Below are 15,498 nucleotides of genomic sequence, written 5' to 3' on the forward strand. Positions count from 1 at the left end.
GGCCAGCAGCAGCCTTATGTACTAGTTCTGATTAATGCGAGCTCTATTCTTCACTAACAACCACAATATTGGCGGAAGCAGCAAAAGAACTAACAGTAGAGACCATCCGATATCTCCAAGGGATACCAAGTTGTCATTCAATAGTCGATAATACGCATAAAGAGAATAGGGAAGAACTACTAGTACTGCTGTAACTACCCCTGGTGCATATACCTTTAAATATATCGTCTGTCCTAGATGAGTAAATACATGTAAGAAAAATACCGCAAGCACTGCCAGGTACAATAAATAATTAGAAAAGAAAACTGCAATACAAGTTACCGTCACTATAAAAATATACACGAATAATACGTCCATTGCAAAATTACGTGTAGTCATTTGTAACATCGAATGATATGTCTTGCGCATAAACGAAGGAATTGCAGCCTCTAACTTGGTTCTATACTTTGCACCCCATGCTTCAATCGTTAATATTTCTTCAAAATCATGAAACATAAATAGGATCGGCAACAGCCACAGCAAACTTACGATATCTATATGTACACTTAGCCACTCAAGCATGTGAATCCTCTCCCTTCTCCTACTCAGCCTCCTTACCTTCTTATGTTGTGATCTTGCTGAAAATGTCCTAACCCATGAAACGGTCCCAACCTTCCAGCAGATTATCATGTGCCCACTGGAAATGGCCTTGGCTATCGTATTTACGCGAATAACACTCAATGAAATAAATTAAATCGATATATAAGTCGTAGAGCTTTTTGCGTGCACATTCATTAGGGCTATCAAAGCTGTCCCCATAACCTCTACAGAAATACTCAGAATTCTCAATATAGCGAAAATAATATTCCATAAGGTGATCGCCCCATAACGCCCGTTCCCAATCGATTAAAGCAACAATGCTTCCCTCTCGTACAAACACATTCCCATCCCATAGATCCCAGTGAACTAAACGTGGCTCAGTCACCACATCCATCACATGTATACGGCTGTTGATCTCCGCCTCAATCGTTTCTAAAGGAATGGGCATCTTTGCATCTAATCGCCGAGCATCATCAAGGAGGTTGCCAATTAAATTTTGAAAGGTTTCCCGCCAAGAAGTCCCCTTTATCTTCGAGGATACATTAAATAATCCAAAATGATCCCCTTGAATTTCATTAATAATCCGGCTATAACGACCTAATTCTTCCTCAATACAACTTCTTTGCTGCGGACTAAGCTCTTCCTTAATTTCATTATAGGGCTGGCCGATTATTTTCTCCATGAAAAAAAAGTCACTCGATATTAAATTTCTGCTGTTATCATAAGCGTATACCTCAGGCACAGGTACCGTTCCTTTAGACTTCATTAGCTGCATTGCCGCAACCTCTGTAGCCATGATATCGTGCTCGTAACTTAGCGTGTCTGTCTCATCAGATGGCGATATCTTAAGAATCGTAGCCCTGCCATCTGACAATAGGAGGTCATAAGCTGCGTTGAAATAACCTCCCGTCAATTCCGTACTTTGAATGATTTTCACATGGCTTCCAAAAGCAGCACCCACCAGGATGTCCTGCTGCTCAACCGTCAATTTTGTTTTAGTCTGACTTTCCAAGACTTCACCACCATACAGAGTTAAGTAAATGCAAAAATCCAACCTTTTAAAAGCCCAGGATTTATTGTATTAGATACAAGAAATATAAACAATCCTTCTCCATTGGAATGAAAATTGTTAAAATTAGAAATAACACGTATCATTAGCTGCTTTTCATGAAAGAGAGGAAACTATTATTATGATCATAAAACCTAGAACACGTGGCTTTATATGTACAACCGCACATCCGCAAGGCTGCGCTCGTCAAGTCGAGCGGCAAATTGAGTATATTAAGGCACAACCCGAGATCAAAGGACCACAGAAGGTGCTAGTCATTGGCGCATCCACAGGCTACGGCCTCGCCTCACGGATTACAGCCGCCTTTGGGGCTGGAGCCAGCACAGTAGGCGTATATCGGCCGAGCAGCAGCAATGGAACCCGTACAGCCTCTGCTGGGTGGTACAATTCTGCAGCCTTCGAACAACTTGCGGAGTCTGCTGGCCTGCAATCCTACAGCGTTACCGGAGATGCATACTCCAAAGAGACCAAAGAAAAAACTATCCAGCTGATCCGCAGCGAATTAGGACAAGTCGATTTGGTCATCTACAGTGTTGCTTCTGGGCGCCGTACAGATCCGGAGACAGGTGAAGTATATAACTCTGTTCTCAAACCTATTGGCGACACCTTTACCAACAAAACTGTAAATTTTCACACCGGTGAGGTAAGTCAAATCTCCATTGAACCCGCGACCGATAAGGAAGTTCATGATACCGTACGGGTGATGGGCGGTGATGATTGGCAGCTATGGATAGAAGCACTCCAGCAAGCCGGAGTATTAGCAGATCACGCAACCACTATTGCTTATTCGTATATCGGATCAGAGCTTACTCAAGCGGTATATCGCCAGGGAACCATTGGACTTGCTAAAGACCATCTTGAAGCTACGGCGAGAACACTTAACGAAGCGTTATCTGTTACTCACGGTAGAGCTTATGTAGCGGTCACAAAAGGTCTTGTCACACAGTCCAGCTCGGCGATTCCTGTAGTGCCCCTCTATATTTCCGCCCTTTACAAAGTCATGAAAGAGCACAGTCTTCATGAAGGTTGTATTGAGCAGACCTATCGGTTGTTTGCTGAACATCTCTATGCAGCGAAAGGAACTCCTGTGGATGAAGAAGGTCGTATCCGTATAGATGATTGGGAATTGTCTCCGGCAGTCCAGCAAGAAGTTATCGAAATCTGGGACCAGCTTACTTCAGACAATATCTACGACCTAACGGATCTGCATAGCTATAAACAGGAATTCTTCCAGCTATTTGGCTTCGAGACTGAAGGTGTAGATTACGAAGCTGATACTGATCCAGACGTAACTGTTATAAATCTGCGTTAAAATTTATCGTGTTTTTGGATTATCTTCTGCCTGAGGATAAGGGTTGTTCGAGAGCATACATTTCCTCTTCCAGAGATATCATCTTTTGCTCAATCATTTTTCGTGCATCTGCCAACGCTTGATTGTAAATATAAGGCGAAAGTTCTTTGAGCATAAAATCGAGAAGGTTCTCGCTGGCTAATTGACCAATTTCGTTAGACAGCTCTGTATCAAAATATTCTTGAATACTGGCTGTAATCTGAAGCTTATGTTCTCTCGGTATTTTTAACGGCTGCATGGTAATCCTCCAATCTAATTAGATACAGGAAAATGACGTGCTTTCGCACGTCATTTTTTACACCTATAACCTTCATTCACTGCTGCCTTTGAAACGGTTCCAACCCTCAGTCAAGTTATCGTGCGTCCAACGGACATAACCTTCGTCTGCATATTTGCGTGAATAACATTCAATAGCAAGAATAAGATCAAGATAAAGATCATAAAGCTTCTTCCGCTGAATCTCGTTTGGACTGTCGTAGGTTGTTCCGTACCCCTTATAGAAACTGGCAGAATTCTCAAAATGCCTAAAATAATACTCCATCAGCACATCGCCCCACAGGGCTCTCTCCCAGTCAATCAGCGATACGATGACTCCATCCTTCACAAATACATTCCCATTCCATAAATCCCAATGCACCAGTCGTGGCTCGGTTACAGCATCTAATGCAGGGAGATACTTGGAAACCTCCTGCATAATCTCTTCATAGGACGCAGGGAGCTGTGCATTCAGCCTCTTGGCATCAGCAAGTACACTTTCCATCAGGCATGAAAAGGTCTCTCTCCACGAGGCTCTTGGCTCCTCTGAATCCGTTCCAAAAATGCCAAAACGTTCTCCGCGTATCTCATTGATTATGCAATTGTAACGCCCCAGCTCAGTTTCGATAGCCTCTCTCTCCGGAAGTGAAAGACTCTCCTTCACATCACTGTAGGGCTGGCCCTCCACCTTCTCCATAAAGAAATACGGAATAGGAATGAGCAGCAGACTTTCATCATAATGGTAGACGGCAGGCACGGGCACGACACCCTTATCTGCAACCATTCGGAGAGCTTCCACTTCAGTTCGCATAATGTTCTTCTCGTAACTTAACGTATCTGTCTCTACAGCAGGGGCAACCTTTAGAATGACAGATTTCCCAGTGCTAAGTTCCAAATCATAGGCTGTATTAAAAAAGCCTCCGGTAAGTTCTGAACTAAGGTTAACTGCAGTTTCTGAACCGAAAACCGCTTTCACCAAAATATCCAGCTGTTCATCATTTAATTTAACTTTCGTGAAGCTCTCCATTTCGTTTAAACCCACCACATTTCTGTCAGTGGCTCCTCAATCAATACTTGTTGAAGGTTACTTACAGCTTTGGAGAAACCTTCTTCAATAGACATCAGCCCATCTTCATGCTCGATACTAACCACATAGTCATACCCAACCAAACGAAGTGCACTAATAATGTCAGCCCAAGTCTTAAGATCATGTCCAAAACCGACAGAACGGAACTGCCAAGCACGGTCAAGCATCTTGGTATACGACTGCATATCAGTTAATCCGTGCATGTTGACATTCACAGGATCAATAACGGTATCCTTCGCATGGAAGTGATGGATTGCACCTTGGCGTCCCAAAATATGAATCGCTTGCACAGGATCAATTCCTTGCCACCACATGTGACTCGGATCAAGGTTCGCACCGATCACTTCACCTGCTGCTTCTCTCAGCCGCAGCAAAGTACCTGGTGTGTGTACAGAGAATCCGCCATGCAGCTCAAGACCTACCTTTACATCGTGCTGAGCGGCAAAGGCACCCCATTCTTTCCAATAAGGAATAACCTTGTTCTCCCATTGCCAGTCCAGAATTTCTTGATAATCATTTGGCCATGGAGCTACAGGCCAGTTCGGATATTTAGCACCCTCATGATCTCCAGGACATCCAGAGAAGGTATTCACAACCGGAACCCCTAGCTTCTGCGCCAATTTGACCGAGTTTACGAAATCCTCATGATCCTTTTGAGCAAGTTCTTTTTGCGGGTGCAATGGGTTACCGTGGCAGCTCAAAGCACTGATTGTAAGTCCGCGAGATTCCACAGCATGTTTGAATTCTTGTAAGGCTGTTTCATTCTCCAGCAGCATTTTAGGGTCGCAGTGGCTGTTGCCAGGATTGCCTCCCGTACCGATTTCTACCGCCTTTAGCCCTTTGGATACTACATAATCAAGAGCATCCTCCAGCTTACGACCTCCAAACAAGACCATAAATACTCCAAGTTTCATTGTAGGCCACCTCCTCTTGGAAATAGTTTACTTATTATTTACCGTAGATATCAAAATTCTTCACCACTTGATTACTCTCAGCAGCTTCAAAAATAACTTCAATCAAATTCTGTACCCGCATAACCTCAGCGTTCTTAACGATAGGTTCTGCAGTACCCTCAATGACAGCAGCGAAATTATCATAAAAGCTAGAGCTTAACTCCGACGGCTGAGGTAATTCCTCAGTGATCGTTGCCCCCTCCGATGGAGGTGCCATAGTTTTAGTTAGTCCTACACCTGCACGAATCGGCTTCGGTTCGATTTTTTCACCTGCGTTATTTCTTGTAACCAATCTTCCGGTTAATGACCAGTCTTCAATAATTCCAGTGCCTTCGATACCCTTCACATACCATCTTGGCAATGTAATAAAGTTAGTCGTCCCAACCTCTACGATCGCTTTAATTCCATTCTCAAATTGCAGAATAGCTTCAAAGCCGTCATCGACATCGTTTCCTAAAATAAAGCTTAGACTACTGCTCACACTGGTGATTTTGCTATCAATCATGAATAATAGCTGGTCCAATAAGTGAACGCCCCAATCCAGCAGCATCCCTCCGCCTTGTGCCTTAACATGACGCCAGTCTCCAGGAATTCCGTTCGCTCCATGCACGCGGGATTCGATCTGGAATAGGGATCCAATCGTCTCCTCATCGTACATTTTTTTGATGGTTAAAAAATCTTCATCCCAACGTCTGTTCTGATGCACCATAAACACACGTCCAGCTTCATCAGCGGCTGCCAGTATTTCTTGAAATTCAACCTTCGATAGAGTAACTGGCTTCTCACAAATGACATGTTTGCCAGCTTGTAATGCACGAATCGCAATTTCTTTGTGCACATCGTTCGGTGTGGCAATTAGAATAATTTCGACCGAAGAATCTGCCAATACTTCTTCATAACTTTGGTACGCCTTGTAGCCAGCGTCGTTGGAATTGGTACGACGTGCTTCAAGCACATCGTACGTTCCAACTACGATTAAGGTAGAGGTCTCTTTTATCAATCCTGCGTGATAACTTCCCATTCCTCCAAAACCAACAATGACTACAGAATGTCTGTTTGAACTCATGAACTTCACACCTGCTTCTCGTTTAGTTATCTGATGTTCCGTCAAAATACACAGCACGACCTGTACGGGAAGATTCGTAAATAGCCTCCAAAATTTGGGTAACGACAAGGGCTTGTTCAGGTTTAACTACTGGTTCTTTATCTTCCCTAACTGCCTCAAGCCACAAGCGAGCTTCACGATCGGATTCACTCTCTTGTCCTCCGTTAAAGAAAGCTACTCCCCCTGCGGACAAGTCAATTTTAGTCTCGTATAGACGGCCACCACGGTCACCATTTAAGCGTAACCCGTCCTTCATATCTGCGCCACCCTCTGTACCTGCGAGGAGCGTCTTCGCTTCTCCAAATTCCGATACATTAAGAGCCCAGCTTGATTCCAGTACAATTGTAGCACCATTTTCCATGGTAATAAATCCAAATGCTGAATCTTCTACTTTAAATTGTTCAGGGTCCCATGGACCAAAGGCATTTCCGCCGTTTTTACGGTTACCTAGCTTATGAAAAGTCGAGCCCATAACACTACGCGGTTTATAATTGTCCATCATCCATAATGTTAGATCAAGCGCATGCGTACCGATATCGATCAGTGGACCCCCACCTTGCTTTTCTTCATCCAGGAATACGCCCCATGTAGGAACCGCACGACGACGTACTGCGATCGCTTTTGCATAATAGATTTCACCAAGCTCACCGTTTTCGCAAACGTCTTTAAGGTATTCACTATCCGCACGATAACGGTTTTGATAAGCTACAGACAATTTCATGCCTGTACGTTTAGCAGCCTCTAACATTTCCTGTGCTTGAGCTGTAGTCTTCGCCATAGGCTTCTCACACATTACATGATTGCCAGCTTCCAATGCTGCGATTGTGATCACGGAGTGACTGTCATTCGGTGTACATACATGCACGATATCGAATCCTCCGGCTTTCAAAAGCTCTTGATAATCTGTATATACAGCCGCGCCTTCAGCACCATAGGTTTTTGCTGCTTCCTGTGCACGTTCTTCGACGATATCACAGAAGGCTACCATTTCAGCATCTGCTTGACGTGACAAACTTGGCATATGTTTTCCATTAGCAATTCCACCGCAACCGACAATAGCAATTCTCAACTTTTTAGACATGAACATTTCCCCCTTGATTAGCGTATGCTTTTACCCATTTCAAACTATCTTCTACACTTTCTAATGGTGAACGGCTGCAATAATCCTGCTCCACTACCGCCCACTCTACCTTTGCCTGTACAGCCGCATCAAGAATTGCTGTAAGGTTTACTTCTCCTTCGCCTAGAACAACCGTTTCTGGTGAACCATCCTCATGTTTCTTCAAATCTTTCAGATGGATGATCGGCAACCGGCCAGCGTATTTGTTGATATATTCTACGGCATCATAACCTGCGTGATGTACCCAGCATGTATCCATTTCAACTTGCAGCAAATCAGCTGGCACTTCTTCAAACAAACCGTCAAACGCTGTACGGTCACCATATCGATCAGTTAGCTCAAAGTCATGATTATGGTACAAAAGAACCGCTCCACGCGCCTTGCACTTTTCTCCAATGATCTTCAGATTCGCAGCAACTTCTTCATAGTTACGTTGTTCTTCTGACAGATACGGCACAATCAGATTATGATTTCCAATCTCTAGGTTGTACGCAATCTCTGCCTCTGTATCATTTAACAACGCGTCATAGGGACGGTGTGCGCCCAGCGCAACTAATCCTAGTTCATCAAGCAGTTGTTTGACTTCTGCTGCGCTACGGCCGAAGTAATGGAAAAACTCCACGCCTTTATAACCAAGGGCTGCCACTTTACGCAGTGTCCCTTCAAAATCCTGTTCCAGTTCTTCTCTGAGCGTATACAATTGCAGGCCTATCTTCAGCATTTTCGAATCACTCCAATTGGATTTAAAGTTAGCTTTCTGTAGTGATAATCACTTGAACAATAATGCTGTAACAGAATTGACTAATCTGATTCTCATCAGTTTCCTTAAACTGTCATTCTTGTAAGCACAGCTAATACCGACTGTTTCTAGCGTTGATGGTCGATTTCTTTCTTTATTGCTTAGCTACATAGTAATATGAAAGCGTATATATTAAAATGAAGAATATGATTAAAACATGAACAATCTGCTTATCATTTCAATACACCTAGGAGGACCTATGACTCATTCTGCTACCTGTCACGTATTATCAGCCGGATTTTCTTTTCATCGCAAGCCTTTTCATATGTCTCAAAGTCAAGGGAACCAGAACTTTCTTATACGTCTGCAAACGGAAGGAAGAAGCCGTGCATTGATCGATGGTGTGATGTCACCTGTGGAAAGCGGGGATATTATGTTATTCGCTCCAAATGATCCTTACTATTTGATCATAGATAAAGAAGAGTACCCTGTAGGCAAGCCACGAATTGAAAGCGGAGATTATCATATTTTTTGTGGGGGAACATGGATTGATGAATGGTGGCAACGTTCACAAAGACCCACTCGCCTAAGTGTGCCGCTTAGTGAGAATTTTCTTGGCTTGTTTCGCCAGTTAATTCTGGAGCACCGTCGACTTTCCGACTTCTCTCCAGAAATATCTGCCTGCTATCTGCAAATTCTATGTATGGAAATCGACCGGCTAATTACAGACCAGCCAGCAATTACTCCAAAAGGTTATTTGGCATACCGAATGAAGCAATATGTTGAGGAGCACGCAACCGTACCCTTTCTATTGGAGGATGTAGCAGGTTTTGTGGGTATATCCGTCTCGCGAGCCGTTCATTTATTTAAAGAAGCCTTTGGGACCAGTATTATTAAATATGTAAACGATGTCCGACTGGAAATGGCCAGAGAACGGATAACCTTCAGTCCCATGCCGCTGGAGCAAGTAGCAGAAACTTGTGGTTTTGCGAACTATACCTATTTTCACCGCGTCTTCCGAAGCCGTTTTGGTATGTCACCAAGAGAATATCGTGTGCACAGCAGAGAACAGGTGTAAATGAAGAAACATGAGAATGAAATTATTCTTTTACAGCCGAAATGATCAGGAACATCGGTCTACGCTCCTCATCCTTCATCCATGGATCATTACTCATTTCTTCTAAAGGCTTTGGTTCTTTAACCGCTTTAATAGTAAAGCCAGCTTCAATCAGGTCATTAAAGTAGGTGGAAATCGTGCGATGGTATTTAATCACATTTTCTGTTAAGAATTTAGTTTCACGAAGTCCTTCTGATTGATAATGATCTACGGGCCAATGCAGGTGGTTACCTTGTTCATCGGTATACCAGTCTTGCTCTTCCCGTGAAGTAAAGATAGGATGCTCCACTGAAAAAATAAAACTCCCACCAGGCTTAAGAAACGCATGGACTTTGCGGCAGATGGCTGTAAAAGATTCAATATAGTGGAAAGCCAATGAACTGAGGACCACATCAAATTGCTCGCTCGTAAAATCAATGTCCTCAATCGGCAGCTGGATATAAGTTATAGCAGGATCGTTCGTTTTTTCACGCGCCTGTTGCAGCATTTTTTCAGAGATATCCACACCTATAACTGAACTCGCCTGCTGCTCACGGGCATATAGGCAATGCCAGCCGAAGCCGCAGCCTAGATCAAGCACACTTTTATTATGTAAGTCTGGAAGAAGTGCCTTTAATACATGCCATTCTCCTGCTGCTGCAAGCCCTCCGATAGATCGAGGCATTTGTTGGTAAGCTGAGAAGAAATTCGAATCGTCATATTTATTTTGTTTCATCTGGGATACATCTCCTATATATTATTTCTTCAATTACTATACGCTGAGCGACGTCCTCTTATCAAATAGCCAATAAAAAAGGAGCATCATCTTGGAAGATCTGCCCCTTATATCTATTCTTATTCAATTGTTCCTGCTTGCTTGGTGTTAACCGTACATGCTGTGAAATGGCTCCATAATCACTATTCGATCTACGACTCTGTGCTGCGCACCAGGCTCCGGAGCGCTCTGCCTTACGCAAGGCTTTTTGTGTCTTGGTTCGTGCCATGTGACACCACTCTCCTATTCATGGGTGAATGATTATTGATCTTACATCTATAAGACAACTTCATTTTAACATATTCCAGACTATGAGCGAAGCAAGAATTCCGTTACACTTAGAGCAAAGCTAGTATTCTATCTTATCTAAATAGATGCGGAGGTTTAAAGGATGAATTACCAGGTTTTGTATGAAGGTGCTTTTGCTATGTTAAAGGTCCAACTAAATCCCGGTGAAAGCGTAAAGGCTGAAATGGGCGCAATGGTCGCGATGTCACCTAACGTAGAATTAAAAGGAACCGTGGATGGTGGTTTAATGCGCGGTCTCGGGAGAATGCTGAGCGGTGAGAAATTCTTCTTTCAAGAACTTAGAGCGACCCGTGGTCAAAGTGAGGTATTGCTGTCACCTGGCTCACTCGGCGATATTCAGGCGATAGAATTAGACGGATCGTATAAACTGTTAGTTCAAAAAGACGGATTTCTCGCCGGAACTGAAGGCATTCAAGTAAATACCAAAATGCAGAATTTAACCAGAGGGCTCTTCTCCGGTGAAGGCTTCTTCATTGTAGAAATCAGTGGCAGAGGAACGGTGTTCCTGTCTTCCTTCGGTGCTATCCATGCGATTAATTTAGGACCTGGTGAAGAAATGATTATCGATAACGGACACCTCGTAGCATGGCCAGATTATATGGACTATAAGGTAGAAAAGGCAGCCTCTGGCTGGCTAAACAGCATAACCAGTGGTGAAGCACTTGTGTGCCGCTTTCGTGGAGAAGGTGTAATTCTCGTTCAGAGCCGTAACCCTGGCAGCTTCGGAACGTGGATCAAATCCTTTGTACCTACTCGAAGCTAGACTTCCTAAAACGCAGTAATCAAAAAAGACACAGGCTTGGACCCTGTGTCTTTAGGTTAGAAAGCGATCTTACGAGACTGCTTTATCTGCTTCTGCTTTTGCTTTTTTGCAGCCTGTACGTTTACATGTTCCATAAGTACCCTTGAAATCAAGGCGATGATCCGTGACGTTAAAGCCATATTCACGTTCCACTCTTCTCTCCAGCTCCACAAGCCAGTCGTCCTTAATTTCCTCCAACCGACCGCATACGCTGCATATCAAATGATGATGCATATGCGAATGATCGTTCCCGCGCAAATCGTAACGGGCAACTCCGTCTCCGAAGTTCATCTTCTCTACAATGTGTAGCTCACATAAAAGCTCAAGTGTACGGTATACCGTTGCCAGGCCCAGATGTGGATAGCTGTTCTTAACAAGCATATATACTTCTTCTACGCTTAGATGATCCTTCTCATTGTCGAGCAGAACGTTCACTATAGCTTCACGCTGAGGCGTTAATTTATATTTTTGCGCCGCAAACAATTGACTGATATTTGATATTTGATCCATTTGGTCTCCTACCTTCCCGGAACGATTTAACATCCGTACCCTCTGAGACGCTCCTATTTATGCAGTTTGGACAAACCATAAATAGTAATCGTTACGATATAATCATAACAAAATTAACCACGAATGAAAAGAGCCTGACATCATTATATCATTTCATGCCACTTATCCAAAGTACTACACCCCAATCTGGCCCATATTTCTATTAAAATCTACTTTTTCGTGAAATAATACAGATTAGACCGCAACCTTTCCATAATTTACAACGTTAAAGGAGTGACAAAGGCTAAGGAGCCTATCCATACAACGAGGTGAAAAGACATGAACATGAAAAAAAGCACACTAGCAGCGATCACAACCGTAGCCATTTTCTCCTTTTCTTTGGGTGGTCAGATGTTTGCAGCTGGGAACACCTTTAAGGATATTGATAACATAAACGGCAAAGAAAAAATCATTTCTTTAAAAAATCAAGGGTTAATTAAAGGTGTCAGCGAATCTCAATTTCTCCCTGGCTCTAAGGTAACTACAGCCCAAGGGATTCAGTTTATCTCCGGCGGTCTCCAGCTTAGCCTCGCGGCCATTGATTTTAACAAAGCTCCTGTTGCCAGCGGCTTGTTCACAAAAGTAAAAGACAAAGCCTGGTACGCTGAAGCCTTTATCAATGCTTATTACAATGAAGTTAAGCTTCCTAAAGACATTGATCCTAACCTCATTATGACCAAAGAGCAATTCACTAACTATCTAGTGCAAGCGATCGAAGGCGTTGGCAATCTGCCGATGATCAATATCGTTCCAGTAGATATCGCTGATGAAGCTTCTCTGACTCCTGCGTATCAAGGCAGTATTCAGCGCTCCCTGAAATACAAGATCAATAGCCTGGATGCTAACGGAAAGTTTAATCCAAAAAGCGAACTCACCCGCGCCGAAGCAGCGATTATGCTCTACAACGCTTTGGAATTTCTGAAAACTGGAGTATAAGCCAAATTTCAGATACTCTTCTCATTTGAATAATCTACACATGAAAAAGCAGCTCCGGATGATTCCCGAGCCGCTTTTTCGTGTATATTGTCTTTCTACTCTTCTTCACCATTCAGTCTGTTCAGAAATTGCAGAGCCCGGGGATTCTTCGGATGCTCCAGCACTTCTTGCGGAGTCCCTTGCTCTAAGATATGACCACCATCCATCAAAATGATCCGGTCCGCTACATCGGCGGCAAATTTCATCTCGTGGGTCACAATCACCATAGTCATACCTTCTGCCGCTAATTGTTTGATAACCTTAAGCACTTCCCCTACCAGCTCAGGATCGAGCGCCGAAGTGGGCTCATCAAACAATAACACTTCTGGATCTACTGCCATAGCCCGGGCGATGGCCACTCTCTGCTGCTGTCCACCTGACAGCTGATGTGGATAGTTATCAGCTTTATCTGCCAAACCCACCTTAGCCAGCAGCTGAAGCCCCCGCTTGCGCGCTTCTTCCTTGGATCGTTTCAGGACAGTTACCTGTCCCTCCATCACATTGCCAAGCGCAGTCATATGCGGAAATAAATTATACGATTGAAAGACCATCCCTGTTTTCTGACGAAGGGCCAATACGGAATTCTGAGGAATTTTCTTATGATCTGTAAAATTGATGGTGATATCACTGAGCGACAGGCTGCCTTGATCCGGGATTTCCAACAGATTAAAACAGCGCAGCAGTGTAGTCTTCCCGGAGCCGGATGGCCCAATAATGACAAGTACCTTTCCATGCTCCATTTTCAGATCAATACCCTTTAACACTTGGAGTGCGCCGAAGGATTTATGCAAATTAATGATTTCAATCACAAGTATCTCTCCTTTAGGTCGCAGAGTAACGATCGAGTCGTTTCTCCAAGTAATTTTGCAGCGCCGACAGCACAGAACAGAACACTAAATAAAACAATCCTGCTTCGGAGTATACCAGCAGAGGCTCATAAGTGGTAGAGGCTACCTGCTGTGCGGTTCTAAACATCTCCGTATAGGTGATGATCGCTGCAAGCGAAGTATCTTTAACCAAGCTAATAAAGGAATTGGATAACGGCGGTACAGAAACGCGCGCAGCTTGTGGCAGAATTACGCGGCTCAGAGCCTGCCCACGAGTCATCCCGACTGAGAAGGCAGCTTCCCATTGGCCTTTATGTATCGACAGGATAGCAGCGCGTACGATTTCCGATGAATAAGCCCCTACGCTAAGGGTAAATCCAATGGTGGCGGCAATGAAGGGGTCGAGTACAATGCCAACAGCCGGCAAACCATAAAATATAATAAATAGCTGCACTAACAATGGGGTTCCTCGAATAACCCACACATAAAAACGGGCGATTAGCTTCGGAATTACCCACGGTGAAAGACGTGCCAGCGCGGTTAGGATCGCCAAAATCAATCCAAGCACAAAGGAAAGTAGCGCCAACGGAATGGTAAAAGCCACCCCGGCTTTTAGCAGGGGTAGCAGTGTGTCTAAGAAAATTTGTATTTTGCGGTCATCCATTATTCAGACATCCTTTTTAGCTTCCAGGCTTAATTAGCCTTGCTAGCCTTGTATTATTTTGAAACGTCAGCTCCAAAGTATTTCTCGGAAATTTTCAAGTACGTTCCATCACTCTTCATCTCTGTAATCGCATCACTGACCGCTTTCACCAGCTCATCATTACCTTTCAGGAATACCGCGGCACTTTGTGATCCTTCAGGAATCTCATCAACCACTTTAATTTTTGCATCTGGTTTTTGTTTTTTCAGATCCAGATAAGACAAGCCATCATTCACAGTTGCATCAATACGTCCCGAAGTCAGCAGGTCCATCGCTTGATTGAAACCATCTGTAGCTACGATTTCAGCACCGTTCTCACGAGCGATGTCGGATAAGTTACTTGTCAGGGATTGTCCGGCTTTTTTACCCTTAAGATCGGCAAAGGTCTTAATATCCTCATTGTCTTCGCTCACGATCAATACTGCTTTGGATACGATATAGGGTTCAGAGAAATCATATTTCACTTTGCGATCTTCGTTAATGGAAACTTCATTAAAGATTACATCAAACCGTTTCGCATCCATTCCAGCAAAAATACCATCCCACTGAGTTTCAAAAAATTCAGCTTTAACACCTAAACGCTTTGCTACTTCTTCAGCAATTTCCACGTCAAAACCAGTCAATTTCCCCGCAGTGTCATGATAAGTAAAAGGTGCATAAGTCCCTTCTGTACCTATCCGCAATTTGCCGCTGGCTTTCACAGCCTCCAAACTGTTTTGCGCTGAAGATGCTGCTCCACCATTCGTTCCAGCTGTAGGTTCAGCAGCCGTATTGGTATTCGAATTATTGGCGCAAGCCGCTACAAGGACCACGGTTAACGCCAATATAATAGTTAAACTCCATTTTTTCATTCTTAAATCCCCTCTCTCTATCCGGTTTTTTTCCGGTAAATTGAATAGTACACTGCCATCACATGATCGTCAATACTTTTTTCCGATTATATACATCGGAATTATAATATTAACTAGATTCCTACCTATATCTTACCCAATCTTGGATTAATCCTTCACTTCTTTCTCTCTTTACTTCTCAGAAAGATATGGTATATTTATAAACAAATTAATATGGACCTGTTATTTCACTAGGGGAGTCGGCCGACTGAGACGGAGCTTCAAGCTCCGGACCCTTGGAACCTGATCTGGATCATACCAGCGGAGGGAAGTGGAGCAGAATTTTCATCAAGCATGTTAAGTGTTATTATGCA

Annotated in this window: 18 protein-coding genes and 1 riboswitch; of the genes, 4 read left to right on the top strand and 14 right to left on the bottom strand. The window is 43.5% G+C overall.

What is annotated here, in order from left to right:
• Positions 1–21 precede the first annotated feature (21 nt).
• Both MHH49_RS28155 and MHH49_RS28160 read right to left on the bottom strand, forming a co-directional pair.
• On the bottom strand, positions 22–561 hold the full coding sequence (locus tag MHH49_RS28155; RefSeq protein WP_076101698.1) for an HXXEE domain-containing protein: 540 nt from the start codon (positions 559–561) through the stop codon (positions 22–24).
• 67 nt (positions 562–628) lie between these two features.
• Positions 629–1,591, bottom strand: a complete 963-nt coding sequence (locus MHH49_RS28160; protein WP_052096993.1) for a phosphotransferase family protein — start codon at positions 1,589–1,591, stop codon at positions 629–631.
• A 178-nt stretch (positions 1,592–1,769) separates the two neighbouring features.
• Here MHH49_RS28160 and fabV point away from each other — a divergent pair, with 178 nt between their 5' ends.
• Positions 1,770–2,960 (top strand): enoyl-ACP reductase FabV, encoded by a 1,191-nt coding sequence (gene fabV, locus MHH49_RS28165; RefSeq protein ID WP_036686328.1) that lies wholly within the window; start codon positions 1,770–1,772, stop codon positions 2,958–2,960.
• Positions 2,961–2,979: 19 nt separating this feature from the next.
• Here fabV and MHH49_RS28170 read toward each other — a convergent pair whose 3' ends face one another.
• The 6 genes from MHH49_RS28170 to MHH49_RS28195 all read right to left on the bottom strand — a co-directional run bounded on the left by MHH49_RS28170 (position 2,980) and on the right by MHH49_RS28195 (position 8,240).
• Positions 2,980–3,237 (bottom strand): DUF2164 domain-containing protein, encoded by a 258-nt coding sequence (locus tag MHH49_RS28170; protein ID WP_076101696.1) that lies wholly within the window; start codon positions 3,235–3,237, stop codon positions 2,980–2,982.
• A gap of 72 nt (positions 3,238–3,309) precedes the next feature.
• Positions 3,310–4,299 carry a phosphotransferase family protein gene (locus MHH49_RS28175; protein ID WP_249267716.1) on the bottom strand — a complete coding sequence of 330 codons (990 nt, stop codon included), beginning with the start codon at positions 4,297–4,299 and terminating at the stop codon, positions 3,310–3,312.
• Positions 4,287–5,255, bottom strand: a complete 969-nt coding sequence (locus MHH49_RS28180) for a sugar phosphate isomerase/epimerase family protein (RefSeq protein WP_076101695.1) — start codon at positions 5,253–5,255, stop codon at positions 4,287–4,289. The genes MHH49_RS28175 and MHH49_RS28180 overlap by 13 nt, the downstream gene beginning before the upstream one ends.
• 34 nt (positions 5,256–5,289) lie before the next feature.
• Positions 5,290–6,360 (bottom strand): Gfo/Idh/MocA family protein, encoded by a 1,071-nt coding sequence (locus MHH49_RS28185; protein WP_038570443.1) that lies wholly within the window; start codon positions 6,358–6,360, stop codon positions 5,290–5,292.
• Between the two features lie 22 nt (positions 6,361–6,382).
• Complete coding sequence (locus MHH49_RS28190; RefSeq protein WP_036686323.1) at positions 6,383–7,480, bottom strand: Gfo/Idh/MocA family protein; 1,098 nt, start codon at positions 7,478–7,480, stop codon at positions 6,383–6,385.
• A complete protein-coding gene (locus tag MHH49_RS28195) occupies positions 7,473–8,240 on the bottom strand; it encodes a sugar phosphate isomerase/epimerase family protein (protein ID WP_036686321.1) in 768 nt (255 codons plus the stop codon). Before MHH49_RS28195 ends, MHH49_RS28190 begins: the two co-directional genes overlap by 8 nt.
• 277 nt (positions 8,241–8,517) lie before the next feature.
• Here MHH49_RS28195 and MHH49_RS28200 point away from each other — a divergent pair, with 277 nt between their 5' ends.
• The gene (locus MHH49_RS28200; protein WP_036686319.1) at positions 8,518–9,336 is read left to right on the top strand and encodes an AraC family transcriptional regulator; all 819 of its coding nucleotides are present in this window, start codon (positions 8,518–8,520) and stop codon (positions 9,334–9,336) included.
• A 22-nt stretch (positions 9,337–9,358) separates the two neighbouring features.
• On the opposite strand, the gene MHH49_RS28205 is transcribed toward MHH49_RS28200, so the two are convergent.
• On the bottom strand, positions 9,359–10,090 hold the full coding sequence (locus MHH49_RS28205; protein ID WP_038570441.1) for a class I SAM-dependent methyltransferase: 732 nt from the start codon (positions 10,088–10,090) through the stop codon (positions 9,359–9,361).
• A 61-nt stretch (positions 10,091–10,151) separates the two neighbouring features.
• Positions 10,152–10,358: a hypothetical protein gene (locus MHH49_RS28210; protein WP_036686317.1), complete on the bottom strand. Its 207-nt coding sequence runs from the start codon at positions 10,356–10,358 to the stop codon at positions 10,152–10,154.
• A 162-nt stretch (positions 10,359–10,520) separates the two neighbouring features.
• On the opposite strand from MHH49_RS28210, the gene MHH49_RS28215 reads away from it, so the two are divergent.
• Positions 10,521–11,201, top strand: coding sequence for a TIGR00266 family protein (locus MHH49_RS28215; RefSeq protein WP_036686316.1), 681 nt, complete (start codon positions 10,521–10,523; stop codon positions 11,199–11,201).
• A 69-nt stretch (positions 11,202–11,270) separates the two neighbouring features.
• On the opposite strand, the gene MHH49_RS28220 is transcribed toward MHH49_RS28215, so the two are convergent.
• Entirely contained in the window at positions 11,271–11,750 is a 480-nt protein-coding gene (locus MHH49_RS28220) for a Fur family transcriptional regulator (protein ID WP_036686314.1), read from the bottom strand.
• A gap of 318 nt (positions 11,751–12,068) precedes the next feature.
• Here MHH49_RS28220 and MHH49_RS28225 point away from each other — a divergent pair, with 318 nt between their 5' ends.
• On the top strand, positions 12,069–12,725 hold the full coding sequence (locus tag MHH49_RS28225; protein WP_038570438.1) for an S-layer homology domain-containing protein: 657 nt from the start codon (positions 12,069–12,071) through the stop codon (positions 12,723–12,725).
• A gap of 95 nt (positions 12,726–12,820) precedes the next feature.
• Here the strand turns inward: MHH49_RS28225 and MHH49_RS28230 are convergent, their stop codons facing one another.
• From MHH49_RS28230 to MHH49_RS28240, 3 genes are read right to left on the bottom strand one after another with little or no spacing between them, the layout of a single operon-like run.
• Positions 12,821–13,573 (bottom strand): amino acid ABC transporter ATP-binding protein, encoded by a 753-nt coding sequence (locus MHH49_RS28230; protein ID WP_036686311.1) that lies wholly within the window; start codon positions 13,571–13,573, stop codon positions 12,821–12,823.
• Between the two features lie 13 nt (positions 13,574–13,586).
• Complete coding sequence (locus tag MHH49_RS28235; protein ID WP_076101693.1) at positions 13,587–14,255, bottom strand: amino acid ABC transporter permease; 669 nt, start codon at positions 14,253–14,255, stop codon at positions 13,587–13,589.
• A gap of 53 nt (positions 14,256–14,308) precedes the next feature.
• Entirely contained in the window at positions 14,309–15,145 is an 837-nt protein-coding gene (locus MHH49_RS28240) for an amino acid ABC transporter substrate-binding protein (RefSeq protein WP_076101692.1), read from the bottom strand.
• Positions 15,146–15,367: 222 nt separating this feature from the next.
• Positions 15,368–15,471: riboswitch (TPP riboswitch) on the top strand.
• Positions 15,472–15,498 lie beyond the last annotated feature (27 nt).

The organism is Paenibacillus sp. FSL F4-0122 (assembly GCF_038002845.1).
Taxonomy (GTDB): Bacteria; Bacillota; Bacilli; order Paenibacillales; family Paenibacillaceae; genus Paenibacillus_AQ; species Paenibacillus_AQ odorifer.

Excerpts from the sequence above, each read along its gene's own strand:
- MHH49_RS28155 (WP_076101698.1), bottom strand. The coding sequence starts at position 561 with ATGCTTGAGTGGCTAAGTGTACATATAGATATCGTAAGTTTGCTGTGG.
- fabV (WP_036686328.1), top strand. The coding sequence starts at position 1,770 with ATGATCATAAAACCTAGAACACGTGGCTTTATATGTACAACCGCACAT.
- MHH49_RS28170 (WP_076101696.1), bottom strand. The coding sequence starts at position 3,237 with ATGCAGCCGTTAAAAATACCGAGAGAACATAAGCTTCAGATTACAGCC.
- MHH49_RS28180 (WP_076101695.1), bottom strand. The coding sequence starts at position 5,255 with ATGAAACTTGGAGTATTTATGGTCTTGTTTGGAGGTCGTAAGCTGGAG.
- MHH49_RS28185 (WP_038570443.1), bottom strand. The coding sequence starts at position 6,360 with ATGAGTTCAAACAGACATTCTGTAGTCATTGTTGGTTTTGGAGGAATG.
- MHH49_RS28190 (WP_036686323.1), bottom strand. The coding sequence starts at position 7,480 with ATGTCTAAAAAGTTGAGAATTGCTATTGTCGGTTGCGGTGGAATTGCT.
- MHH49_RS28195 (WP_036686321.1), bottom strand. The coding sequence starts at position 8,240 with ATGCTGAAGATAGGCCTGCAATTGTATACGCTCAGAGAAGAACTGGAA.
- MHH49_RS28200 (WP_036686319.1), top strand. The coding sequence starts at position 8,518 with ATGACTCATTCTGCTACCTGTCACGTATTATCAGCCGGATTTTCTTTT.
- MHH49_RS28205 (WP_038570441.1), bottom strand. The coding sequence starts at position 10,090 with ATGAAACAAAATAAATATGACGATTCGAATTTCTTCTCAGCTTACCAA.
- MHH49_RS28210 (WP_036686317.1), bottom strand. The coding sequence starts at position 10,358 with ATGGCACGAACCAAGACACAAAAAGCCTTGCGTAAGGCAGAGCGCTCC.
- MHH49_RS28215 (WP_036686316.1), top strand. The coding sequence starts at position 10,521 with ATGAATTACCAGGTTTTGTATGAAGGTGCTTTTGCTATGTTAAAGGTC.
- MHH49_RS28220 (WP_036686314.1), bottom strand. The coding sequence starts at position 11,750 with ATGGATCAAATATCAAATATCAGTCAATTGTTTGCGGCGCAAAAATAT.
- MHH49_RS28225 (WP_038570438.1), top strand. The coding sequence starts at position 12,069 with ATGAACATGAAAAAAAGCACACTAGCAGCGATCACAACCGTAGCCATT.
- MHH49_RS28235 (WP_076101693.1), bottom strand. The coding sequence starts at position 14,255 with ATGGATGACCGCAAAATACAAATTTTCTTAGACACACTGCTACCCCTG.
- MHH49_RS28240 (WP_076101692.1), bottom strand. The coding sequence starts at position 15,145 with ATGAAAAAATGGAGTTTAACTATTATATTGGCGTTAACCGTGGTCCTT.